8 protein-coding genes and 1 tRNA gene are annotated in these 8,923 nt (G+C 68.0%); 5 read left to right on the forward strand and 4 right to left on the reverse strand.

Annotated elements, in window-relative coordinates:
• On the reverse strand, positions 1–393 hold the full coding sequence (locus HUA76_RS27915; protein WP_141645756.1) for a demethoxyubiquinone hydroxylase family protein: 393 nt from the start codon (positions 391–393) through the stop codon (positions 1–3).
• Positions 394–542: 149 nt separating this feature from the next.
• Here HUA76_RS27915 and sinK point away from each other — a divergent pair, with 149 nt between their 5' ends.
• Both sinK and sinM read left to right on the forward strand, forming a co-directional pair.
• Positions 543–2,054 (forward strand): hybrid histidine protein kinase/response regulator SinK, encoded by a 1,512-nt coding sequence (gene sinK / locus HUA76_RS27920; protein ID WP_174455878.1) that lies wholly within the window; start codon positions 543–545, stop codon positions 2,052–2,054.
• Positions 2,051–3,214, forward strand: a complete 1,164-nt coding sequence (gene sinM / locus HUA76_RS27925; protein WP_174462553.1) for a signal integration modulator SinM — start codon at positions 2,051–2,053, stop codon at positions 3,212–3,214. Before sinK ends, sinM begins: the two co-directional genes overlap by 4 nt.
• Before the next feature lie 114 nt (positions 3,215–3,328).
• Here sinM and groL read toward each other — a convergent pair whose 3' ends face one another.
• Together groL and HUA76_RS27935 are read right to left on the reverse strand one after the other, a co-directional pair.
• A complete protein-coding gene (groL, locus tag HUA76_RS27930) occupies positions 3,329–4,981 on the reverse strand; it encodes a chaperonin GroEL (RefSeq protein WP_174462554.1) in 1,653 nt (550 codons plus the stop codon).
• A gap of 169 nt (positions 4,982–5,150) precedes the next feature.
• Positions 5,151–5,507: a response regulator gene (locus tag HUA76_RS27935; protein WP_174455618.1), complete on the reverse strand. Its 357-nt coding sequence runs from the start codon at positions 5,505–5,507 to the stop codon at positions 5,151–5,153.
• Positions 5,508–5,598: 91 nt separating this feature from the next.
• On the opposite strand from HUA76_RS27935, the gene HUA76_RS27940 reads away from it, so the two are divergent.
• On the forward strand, positions 5,599–6,672 hold the full coding sequence (locus tag HUA76_RS27940; RefSeq protein ID WP_141645752.1) for a metallopeptidase family protein: 1,074 nt from the start codon (positions 5,599–5,601) through the stop codon (positions 6,670–6,672).
• Here the strand turns inward: HUA76_RS27940 and HUA76_RS27945 are convergent.
• On the reverse strand, positions 6,626–7,654 hold the full coding sequence (locus HUA76_RS27945) for an NAD-dependent epimerase/dehydratase family protein (protein WP_254614519.1): 1,029 nt from the start codon (positions 7,652–7,654) through the stop codon (positions 6,626–6,628). The genes HUA76_RS27940 and HUA76_RS27945 overlap by 47 nt on opposite strands.
• An 81-nt stretch (positions 7,655–7,735) precedes the next feature.
• Between HUA76_RS27945 and HUA76_RS27950 the strand changes: the two genes are divergently transcribed.
• The gene (locus tag HUA76_RS27950; protein ID WP_174462555.1) at positions 7,736–8,359 is read left to right on the forward strand and encodes a TetR/AcrR family transcriptional regulator; all 624 of its coding nucleotides are present in this window, start codon (positions 7,736–7,738) and stop codon (positions 8,357–8,359) included.
• 40 nt (positions 8,360–8,399) lie between these two features.
• A tRNA-Sec gene (locus tag HUA76_RS27955) sits at positions 8,400–8,498 on the forward strand.
• Positions 8,499–8,923: the final 425 nt, after the last annotated feature.

Genomic DNA, 8,923 nt, shown 5'->3' on the forward strand with positions numbered 1-8,923 from the left:
TCAAGGCCGCATGCTGCCGACGGTGAGCCGCTTGACGATGCTGGGCTCCGGCGCCTCGGCGCTGGCGCCCTCCTTGCCCACGGCCTCCACCGACTCATGCGGGGCACCGGAAATGATGAGCTTGAACTTCTCCACCGCCTCCTGGGCGTGCTGGGCCTGCTCGGGGTCCAACCGGGCGATGAGCTGCCAGAAGAGGGCGGCGTGCTCACGCTCCTCGTCCATGACGTGCCGGAGGACGGCCTTGGCCTCCTCGTTGTCGGTGGCGTCGATGTGGGCGGCGTAGAGGTTGATGGCGTCCAGCTCCGCCTCGATGTTGAGCCGGATGGAGCGGGCCAGCTCGGCGTCGGTCATCTTCCGAGGCACGAGGGAGTGGAACGGGTCGGTCTGCGGCATGAGAGGCCCTCCGAGGCCGGGCGACGGCGTCCAGCAGGCTGGGCGACGCGGGAAGAACGCGGGGAGCATCCGCGTCCCCGGCGGGCCGGTCAACGGATTCCCTCCAGGCGCGTTGCGTGGGATGGGCCGCCTCCGTCATGCTTCCCGACATGGAGATTCCCGCGCCGCTCGCCCAACTGCTCCAGGCCCTGGACGCGGGGGACCTGCCAGCCGCGCGCACGGCCGCGGCGGCGCTCCAGCGCTCCGGCCTCCACGCCACCCAGCTCGCCGCGGAGGTGCTCCACGAGCTGCGCCAGCCCCTGCTCGGCGTGAAGGCCTATGCACAACTGCTCGCCGAGGACGGCGGCCCCTCCGGCCCCCTGCGCCTCTTGATGTCCCAGGTGGAGCGGATGGAGCAGATCGTCTCCGACTTCATCCGGCTCGCCAGCGAGCGACATGCGCCGCAGCAGCGACTGTCCCTGGCGGCGCCCATCTGGGCCGCTGCGAAGCTCTTCAGCGTCAACCCCGACTCGGCGCGAATCTCGCTGGAGGTGGAGGCCCCGGAGGACATCTCCGTCCAGGGCAACTCGCGCCTCATCGAGCAGCTCACGCTGAACCTGCTCAACAACGCGCGCGACGCCATGTCCGGACGTGGACGGGTGAAGGTGGTGCTCACGCGCGAGGGCTCGGCGCCCGTGCTGTACGTGGCGGACTGGGGCCCGGGCATCCCCGACGAGCTGCGCGAGCGCATCTTCGAGCCGTACGTCACCGCGAGCAAACGCGGTACGGGCCTGGGGCTCGCCGTGTGTCGACGAATCGCCGAGGAGCACCACGCGCGCATCGACCTCGCGCCGCAGGGTGCGCTGCGGGACGTGCCGGCGCCGGCCACGGTGTTCCGCGTGCAATTCCCCGCCTCGGAGACGGCACCCGGGCCGCGCAAGCGCCTGCTGGTGGTGGATGACGAGACCATCATCCGCATGGTGTTCCGCGACTTGATGGGCAAGGAGTGCGAGGTCATCGAGGCGGCGAGCGGCGAGGAGGCGTTGGACCTGCTGCGCGAGGCGCCCGTGGACCTCATCGTCACGGACAAGAACCTGCCGGGCCTGTCCGGGCTGGAGCTGGCGCAGCAGGCGCGGCGGCTGTCCGCCACGTCTCGGGTCATCCTGATGACGGGCTATCCGTCGCTGGTGACGACACAGCAGGCGCTGGAGCTGGGCGTGGTGGACTACCTGCTCAAGCCCTTCGACGACATTCGCGAGGTGCGCACGCTCTTGCGCTCCACGCTGGCGGCGCCGCCCACACAGCCCGGCGCCGCGGCCCAGGTGAAGCGCGTGGACGTGCTGGAGGACAACCCCGCCACCGCCGCGCAAATCGCCGAGGCGCTGGAGTTGATTGGCCTGGAAGCCCGCGTGCTGCCCACCTCGGAGCTCATCGCGCTGGAGCCGCCCGCGGGCGTGGTGGTGTCCTGGGACTTCGCGCCGGCCTATGGGCGCAAGGCGCTGGAGCTGGGCAAGGCCATGGCCCAGGGAGCGCCCTTCGTGGTGCTGGCCGAGCACCTCACCATGGAGACCGCGCTGGAGTCGCTTCGCGCGGGGGCCTCGGCCTGTCTGCCCAAGCTGCTGTCCGACACCACGGCGCTGAGCCGTGAGCTGAGCCGCGCATTCAAGAAAGGCGTCCCATGAGGCTTGCGCTCCTGTCCGTCCTGCTGCTGGGTGTGGCGTGTTCCTCAAACAAGCCCCCGGTGCAGGGCGAACCGGACGCGAGCGGCCCGGAGGACTCGGGCTCGGACGCGGGGACGCAGCCAGACGGAGGCGTGGACCCTGGCGACGGCGGCTCGGGGGATGACGGCGGCACGGGCGCCGACGCGGGGCCCGGTGAGGAGGACGCGGGAAGCTGCGAGCCCCCTCCGTCGGTGCGGGAGTCCCTGCTCGTGCCCGGGCTGAACAACCCCCGCCGACTCGCCGTGGACGCGACGGACATCTACATCTCCGAGTCGCACTCGCTGCGGCCTGAAGCCCCGGAAGGAGAGGGACAAATCCTTCGACTGCCAAGAGCAGGAGGAGGAGCAACCTCGGTTGCCAAAGGCTTCTTCGCGCCGGATGCCATCGCCGTGGACGAGAAGAACATCTACGTGCTCGACCAGATTGGACTCTGGCGCGTGGACAAGGCCACGGGTGAGCGCGGTACGGTGCCCATCGAGTCCTCGCTGAACAGCGTCATCACGGGGGGCACCGATATCCGCATCGGACGACTGTCCGGAAAGGACGTCCTCGTCGTGGCGACGGGGCGCCGCCGCCTCGTCCGCGTCGACACGACCGGTGCCACGCCTTCGTCCCTGGTGCTCTTCGAGGGCACCGTCGACACCCAGGTCCGTGGCGCGCGCATCGACGGCACCGACGTGTGGTTCCTCGTCACGGGAGGCACCGAGCCGGGCCTCTACCGCGTCCCCCTGGACCTGGACACGCCGGCCCAGCGCGTGGATGCGAGTATCACCACGGGCACCTCGCTGGAGCTCACGCCTACGCACTTCCTCATCACCGAGGGCAGCGGAGGCACCGGCCGGCTGCTCAAGCGGCCCCGAGCTGGCGGCGAGGCCCGCGTGCTCGCGGAGGGCCTGCAAGGTCCGCTGTTCCCGGTGGAGCTGAATGGCGCCGTCTACTTCAAGGACGCCGTGCCCCGCTCCTCCGCCTTCCTGCGCCGGACCCGGGGCTGTCCTCCCGGCACCTCCGACGCGGTCGGCCCCGAGGGAACCGGCCCGGGTGGACTCATCGCGGACGGCGACACCCTGCTCTTCACATCCCAGGAGAGCGGCACCGGGGGCGCCGTCGGCCGCGTTCCCTGAAGTTCCATTCCCTACGAAAGACAACGGCCCCGGCGCCTCGAAAGAGGCATCCGGGGCCGAGGCCAGCTCACCCGCCACATCCCGAGCCGTGGGGCCCGGGACGCGGAGCGTGGCTCAGTACTCCATGTCGTCGCCGCCGTAGTCCGGCATGCCGCCGCCGCTACCACCGCCGCTGCCGCCCTTGGACTTGCCCTTCTGGCGCTCGGCGACCATGGCCTCGGTGGTCAGGAGCAGCGAAGCGACGGAGGCCGCGTTCTGCAGCGCGGTGCGCTCCACCTTGGTCGGGTCGATGACGCCGGCCTTCTCCAGGTCCTCGTAGGTGTCCGTGCGCGCGTTGTAGCCGAACGCGCCCTTGCCCTCGCGAACCTTGTTGATGACCACGGCGCCCTCGACGCCCGCGTTGCTGGCGATCTTCCGCAGCGGCTCCTGGAGCGCGCGACGGATGATGTCCACGCCGAAGTTCTGCTCGCCGCCCGGCTTGAGCTGCTCGAGCGCCGGCAGCGTGCGCAGGTAGGCAACACCGCCGCCCGGGACGATGCCCTCCTCGACGGCCGCGCGAGTCGCGTGCAGCGCGTCCTCCACGCGGGCCTTCTTCTCCTTCATCTCCGTCTCGGTGGCCGCGCCGACGTTGATGACGGCCACGCCGCCCACCAGCTTCGCCAGACGCTCCTGGAGCTTCTCGCGGTCGTAATCGCTGGTGACGGTGTCGATCTGGCCGCGGATGAGCTTGATGCGACCCTCGATCTCCTCCTTCTTGCCGTTGCCATCGACGATGGTGGTGTTGTCCTTGTCCACCGTGATGCGCTTGGCGCGGCCCAGGTCGTTCAGGGTCAGGTTCTCGTACTTGTGACCCAGCTCCTCGCTGACCACCATGCCGCCGGTCAGCGTGGCGATGTCCTTGAGCATCTCCTTGCGACGGTCGCCGAAGCCCGGCGCCTTCACCGCGGAGACGTTCAGCACGCCGCGGATCTTGTTCACCACGAGCGTGGCCAGCGCCTCGCCCTCGATGTCATCGGCGATGAGCAGCAGGGGCTTACCGGAGCGCGCGACCTGCTCCAGGATGGGAACCATGTCCTGCATCGAGGAGATCTTCTTCTCGCTGATGAGGATGTACGGGTCCTCGGCGACGACCTCCATCCGGTCCCGGTTCGTTACGAAGTACGGAGAGATGTAGCCGCGGTCGAACTGCATGCCCTCGACCACTTCGAGCGTCGTCTCCAGGCCCTTGGCCTCCTCGACGGTGATGACGCCCTCCTTGCCCACCTTCTCCATCGCGTCCGCGATGATGGTGCCGATGGTCTCATCCCCGTTCGCGGAGATGGTTCCAACCTGGGCAATCTCCTTCTTGTCGGAGGTCGGCTTGGAGAGCTTCTTCAGCTCCGCCACCACCACCTCCACCGCCTTGTCGATGCCGCGCTTGAGGTCCATCGGGCTGTGGCCCGCGGCCACCAGCTTCAGGCCCTCCTCGTAGATGGACCGGGCCAGCACCGTCGCCGTCGTGGTGCCGTCGCCCGCCTTGTCGGAGGTCTTGGACGCGACCTCCTTCACCATCTGCGCGCCCATGTTCTCGAACCGGTTCTCGAGTTCAATCTCCTTGGCGACGGTGACGCCGTCCTTGGTGATCGTGGGCGAACCAAAGCTCTTCTCGATGACCACGTTGCGGCCCTTGGGACCCAACGTCACCGCGACCGCGTCCGACAACGTCCGGACGCCTCGCAGGATGGCCTCACGCGCGGACTGGTGGAAGAAAATCTCCTTCGCTGCCATCGCAACCTCCTGATGTTACTTGGAATTTTCGTGGATACTACGCAGGTCGTTAGCACTCGACCCTGGCGAGCGCCAACATAAGGGTCAGCCCAACGATGTCAACCAGGAAGGGCGGACGTGTGGGCGAGCGGACGGCCCGACGCGTGCCGGGGAGGAGCCTTTTCGGGGGCTACTCGGCGAAGCGCATCAAGGTGAGCAGCTGGCCCATGTCCAGGGGCTTGTTCAGCGTGAGGGCCACGCCCTTGCGCAGGCCGCGCTCGGTGATGTTCCCGTCCGTGCTGGCCGTCATCAGGAGCACGGGGATGGCCTGGAAGCGCGGGTCGGCCTTCAGCTGCTCGGTGAAGGTGATGCCGTCCATGTGGGGCATGATGAAGTCGGTGATGACCATGCCCACCTGGTTGCGCTCGAGGATGTCGAGCGCCTGGAGCGCATCCGACGCCGAGTACACCGTGTACCCATGCATCTCCAGGAAGCGAGAGAGCAAGGTGCACAGCTCGAGATCATCGTCGACGACAAGGATGTTCACGGGACGGAACGCCGCACCAGCACGGGCGGCGGAACGTAACAGCCGCCCCCGTCGTTGACAACGCACAGCGGGGCTTCTTATGAGCCGGGCCATGGAGAAGCGGACCGGGAAGCGATCGGGGTCGGGGGACCCGACGGCGCGGCTGGAGGCGGTGTCGGACGCCTTCGAGTCGGGTGACATCGAGGCGGCGCTGGCACAGGTGGAAGGTCTGCTTTCGGACGCGCCGGAGCTGCCGGAGGCCCTGCACTACCGGGCCGCGGCGCTCGCGGAGCTGGGACGGCTGGAGGAGGCGGGCCGCGCCTATGGCCAGGCCCTCAAGGTCGCCCCCGAGGACCTGGAAATCCTCCTGGGAGCCGCGGACTGCCTGGTCTGCCGGGCCGGCGAGGACCGGGAAGCGGTGGAGGAAGGCCTGGGCCTGTGCGCACGGGGCAAGCGCCTGGCCCAGCGCGAGGACGACGTGGAAATGCTCTACGAGTTCCTCCTCCTGGAGGGCATGGGGCTCAACCAGATGGGTGAGTCCGAGCAGGCCCTGCTGAGCCTGGACGCGGCGCTGGGGCACGTGCCGCGCTCGGTGGACGCGCGGCTGGAGCGGGGCATCGCCCTGTTCGAGTTGTGCCGCTTCGACGACGCGCGCGCGGGCTTCGAGGCGGTGCTGAAGGACGCGTCCGACGAGGCGTGGGCGCACCACTACCTGGGGCTGATGGCGGAGCGGCGGGGGGACGAGAAGGAGGCCAGGAAGCGCTTCGCCAAGGCGCAGTCACTGGCGTCCGAGGAGTTCCCTCCCCCCGTGGAGCTGGCCGAGGCGGAGTTCGACCGCGCGGTGGAGGATGCGGTGAAGGCCCTGCCCCAGCATGCCAAGCAGTACCTGGACAACGTCACCATCGCGGTGGAGGACCTGCCGTCGGAGGAGGACCTCCTGGGGCAGTCCCCTCCCCTGTCTCCGAGCATCCTCGGCGTCTTCCGGGGAACGCCCGTGGGCGAGCGCAGCGTGACGAACGCGTATGACCACTTCCCGGCGTCCATCGTGCTGTACCAGAAGAACCTGGAGCGCTTCGCGAAGACGCGCGCGGAGCTCATCGAGCAGATTGGAATCACGGTGATGCACGAGGTCGGTCACCTCATGGGGTTGGACGAGGACGACCTGTGGCTGCGGGGGCTGGACTGACGGCGGCGGCCGCGCGCCGTTGCTTCAGGGCGGCGAGCGTCTGGCGGATGCCCTCGGCGTAGGGCGTCTTGGGCACGTCGCCGAGCAGGTGGCGCAGCTCCGAGTCGTCCATCAGCACGGGCTGGGTGTGCAGGTAGTGCATCTCCACCAGCTCGCGCATGAACGGGTCGAAGAGGCCGACGAGGCGAATCATCCCCTTCCCCATCGTCATGACCTTCGTGGGGCGGCCGACCTGTCGGTAGGTTTCCTCGACGAGCTTGCGCTGGCTCGTCACGCCCGCGCCGGCGAGGTTCCAGGAGCGGCCATAGGCGCGAGGCTCGTCCATCAGCTTCGTCACCACGGGGCCCACGTCGGGCACGTAGATGAACTCGTGCGGCGAGTCGATGGGGCCGATGAGCTGCGCGGGCTTGCCGTCCACAGCGGCGACGAAGGCGCGGTACAGGAAGCTGAGCTCGACGCCGGGGCCGTAGAAGTCGGGGAGGCGAAGGATGGTGCCGCGAATCGTGCCGGCGGCGTGTTCGGCCAGGAGGAGGTCCTCCTGCTCCTTGCGCATGCGGCCCTTGAAGCTGTTGGGCTCGCTCGGGTGGTCGTCCTTCACGGGCGTCGTGCGCGGCAGGCCGTAGGGGTAGACGGTGCCGATGAGGACCACCTGCTTGACGCCCTCGGCGATGGCTCCGTCGAGCGTCTTGCGCATCAGCACCGGGTGCAGGTGGAACTGCCAGTAGTTGACGCCGACCATGTAGACGAGGGTGTCGACACCGTGGGCGGCCGCGCGGACCGACGCCGGGTCCTCGGGGTTCCACGTCACGATTTCCGCGAGCGGGTCCGAGCCGAACTCGGCCTGCAGGGAGGCCTTCGAGCGGCCCACCACCCGGTAGGCCCTCCCCTGCGCCTTCAGCGCGTTGGCCACGCTCTGCCCGATGACTCCCGAGGCTCCGAACAACGCCACCTTGCCATCCATGATGCGCTCCGTTTCGAACATCGAGATTTTTATGAACACCGTTCCGTGAACGCTGTTCATTTACTGGTGGCCGTTCGAAGCGTCAAGCCCTAGGGTTGAAGGATGGGGATTTCGGAGCGCAAGGAGCGGCAGCGGGCGGAGCTGCGGGAGCAGATCCTCCGGGTGGCTCGGGACATGGTGGTGAAGGAGGGGTTCAGCGCGCTGTCGATGCGCAAGCTGGCGGAGGCGGTCGAGTACGCGCCCGCGACGCTGTACCTGCACTTCGAGAACCGGGAGGCGATTGCCCGGGAGCTGTGCGTGCGGGGCTTCGGGGAGCTGTTGGGGGCGCTGGAGCCGGGCTCGGCGGTGGCGGAGCCACTGGAGCGACTGTCGGTGATGGGCGCGGCCTATGTACGGTTCGGGTTGGAGCACCCGGAAACGTACCGACTCATCTTCATGGAAGACCCCAGGCTGTCGACCGAGCTCTTCCAAGGCGACTCGGATGGAGCGGGGCCTCGTGCTTTCGGCCTGTTGGCCCGCGTGTTCGAGGACCTGAAGTCAGGGGGGAGACTGGCGGCCGAGGCGGACCCGGGGCGACTGGCTGAGGCCCTGTGGGCGGGGCTGCACGGCATCGTGAGCTTGAAGCTGACGTGCGCGGCGTTCCAGACGTCCGCGGAGGAACTGCGAGAGACGCTGACGGAGACGCTGGTGCATGGGCTGCCGGGGTTGAAGCCAGCGGCACGGTGAGCGTTGACGGAGCTGGGAAGGCCCGGCACTAATCGGCCACGGTAGGGCCTCCGGACCTGGTGGCCGGCCTGGGCTTCAAACCCAGTGAGAGGCGTTGAGAGACGTCTCTGGCGAGTTCGATTCTCGTGCTCTACCGCCATGTATCCCTTGAGTTCTCTGGCGCAGCCTTGACTGGACCATGGGACAATCCAAACAAAGCCTCTACACATGACACAACCTTGGGCTTGCAGTTGCATCTCGCTTCATTGAAACCCTTGAAAGAGGCTGCGGACTTGTTATCTGCAAACCCTTCCCGCTTCAGTTCGACATCAACAGAAGGACCGACCCCTCGCTCTCCAGCTTTTCGAAGATCCAACAGCTTGCCGCGCGTAAAAAGCTTCAGCAGCATTGGGGGCGACTCGGATTTGAACCTATCAAAGGAACACCATACTTTGGGTTAAGAGGACCTAACAAAAGTCAGGGCTGGGGTGGCCACCGACGAAGGGCATCCCCAGCTTGAGTGCATGGTCCGCGAACTCGTTCCCGACGCCTTCTGGCAGCGTGTGGCGCCGCTGCTGCCTCCGC

Origin of the sequence: Myxococcus sp. CA056 (assembly GCF_013336715.1) — a bacterium.
GTDB classification, from domain to species: Bacteria; Myxococcota; Myxococcia; order Myxococcales; family Myxococcaceae; genus Myxococcus; species Myxococcus llanfairpwllgwyngyllgogerychwyrndrobwllllantysiliogogogochensis.

What these genes read in the sequence shown, in the direction of transcription:
- HUA76_RS27915 (WP_141645756.1), bottom strand. Translation starts at nt 393, where the DNA reads ATGCCGCAGACCGACCCGTTCCACTCCCTCGTGCCTCGGAAGATGACC.
- sinK (WP_174455878.1), top strand. Translation starts at nt 543, where the DNA reads ATGGAGATTCCCGCGCCGCTCGCCCAACTGCTCCAGGCCCTGGACGCG.
- sinM (WP_174462553.1), top strand. Translation starts at nt 2,051, where the DNA reads ATGAGGCTTGCGCTCCTGTCCGTCCTGCTGCTGGGTGTGGCGTGTTCC.
- groL (WP_174462554.1), bottom strand. Translation starts at nt 4,981, where the DNA reads ATGGCAGCGAAGGAGATTTTCTTCCACCAGTCCGCGCGTGAGGCCATC.
- HUA76_RS27940 (WP_141645752.1), top strand. Translation starts at nt 5,599, where the DNA reads ATGGAGAAGCGGACCGGGAAGCGATCGGGGTCGGGGGACCCGACGGCG.
- HUA76_RS27945 (WP_254614519.1), bottom strand. Translation starts at nt 7,654, where the DNA reads ATGTTCGAAACGGAGCGCATCATGGATGGCAAGGTGGCGTTGTTCGGA.
- HUA76_RS27950 (WP_174462555.1), top strand. Translation starts at nt 7,736, where the DNA reads ATGGGGATTTCGGAGCGCAAGGAGCGGCAGCGGGCGGAGCTGCGGGAG.